This window comes from Methanomicrobiales archaeon (assembly GCA_030019205.1).
In the GTDB taxonomy this organism is placed as follows: domain Archaea; phylum Halobacteriota; class Methanomicrobia; order Methanomicrobiales; family JACTUA01; genus JASEFH01.
Window position 1 is genome coordinate 1 of record JASEFH010000049.1, and the last position, 1,533, is coordinate 1,533.

At 46.9% G+C, this 1,533-nt stretch carries 3 protein-coding genes; 2 read left to right on the top strand and 1 reads right to left on the bottom strand.

The features are described from left to right. Positions 1–28 precede the first annotated feature (28 nt). On the top strand, positions 29–157 hold the full coding sequence (locus tag QMC96_13065; GenBank protein MDI6877685.1) for a hypothetical protein: 129 nt from the start codon (positions 29–31) through the stop codon (positions 155–157). After that, positions 154–696: a transposase gene (locus QMC96_13070; GenBank protein ID MDI6877686.1), complete on the top strand. Its 543-nt coding sequence runs from the start codon at positions 154–156 to the stop codon at positions 694–696. Before QMC96_13065 ends, QMC96_13070 begins: the two co-directional genes overlap by 4 nt. Before the next feature lie 128 nt (positions 697–824). Here the strand turns inward: QMC96_13070 and QMC96_13075 are convergent. Then, on the bottom strand, positions 825–1,533 hold a 709-nt coding region (locus tag QMC96_13075), incomplete at its 5' end, for a CDP-glycerol glycerophosphotransferase family protein (GenBank protein MDI6877687.1).

The window sequence follows — 1,533 nt, forward strand, 5'->3', positions numbered from 1 at the left end:
CCGGAAGTTCCGGGGATTCCCGGAGAAGATACCGGATCACACCACGCTCTGGTACTTCCGGGAGCGGCTGATCCGGACCGGAAAGGAGCAGGAGGTCTGGGATCAGCTGCAGATGCAACTCGATGTGAAGGGTCTCAAGATAAAGAACGGGGGGTGATCCAGGATGCAAGCTTCCTCACCGCCGATCCGGGACATGCACCGGCGGATACTCCTCGAGGAGAGGAGGCGAAGACGAGAAGGAGCCGGGATGGCACCTGGGCCAAGAAAGGAAAGAAGTCCTACGTCGGATACAAGCTGCACATCCTGATGGACCGGGATCATCAGCTCATCCGGAGGTTAACGACCACCCCCGCATCGCTCCACGACAGCCAGGTGGATCTCTCCCGGAAGGGGGAGACGGTCTATCGCGATACAGGACACTTCGGTGTGAAGCCTCAGGCATCCATGGATAAGACCATGCACCGCGGTACCAGGGGACACCCGTTATCGATAAAAGAGAGGAGGAGGAGAAACCGGGCGATCATGCGGATCCGATCCCTGGTCGAGAGACCCTTCGCGGTGATCAAGAGAGCGTATCGTGCCGGACATGTATTGGTCACCACCACGGCCCGGGTGCATGCGAAGAACCTCTTCTCCTGTCTTGCGTTCAACCTGACGCAGCTTCGCATGATCCATCGACACCCATCCGAGCGGTAGCGATCGAAGACGGCTGGAAAATCCTCCCAATCAAAGGATTTTGGGAGGAAGAGGATACACGGAGGAGGAAACTGGGGGATGGTGAGAGATCAGGTTGAGGAAAGTGGAGGATAATCGCAATCCTCGTACTATTTGTTTTTCATCCGGTATGCTAGAATCATCGAATCATGTGCGTTTCTACAGAGCCCAGAATTCTCTAATTTCCATTGGCCTCCTGTTCTATCCATGATTTGTTTCCAGACTCTTTCACATGAATTGCCATCCTGAAATTGATTGATTATATTATTAACAGTTTCTCTCTCTTTTTTATAGTAATTGGGATCCGAAATGCATTTTTGAATTTCTTCGACTAGCATTTCGATTGTGGTAACTTTCGGCCCGGGCGCCCAAAAATCATAGGGTTCGAGTAAAAAGCCTCGATTTTGCTGATATCGTTCAAAATCATACGTTAGAAAAATTATCGGTTTGTTTAATAGTAAAAAATCAAAATAAATCGAGGAATAATCTGTGATTAAAATATCAAAATTTGGGAGTATCTCATATATGCTTGTGAAATTAACCACAAGACGCTCTGTCTTCAGTATTACAATATTCCTGTTGCATTGATTAAATTGATTCTGAGATAGTGGATTATATTCTTCGGATGGATGCAACTTTAGAACAAGTAACATATCGTTATCTTCTAAGAATTTGTTAAAAGATTCAGACATCAACATATTTAAATGGTCAGGTACGCCGTCAACTCTGCCATAACCTACTCGAAATGTAGGCACATATAAAAGTAATCTACTGTATCTTGATAGATCCCTTGCTAATAAATGGGTTAATCTGTGCCGG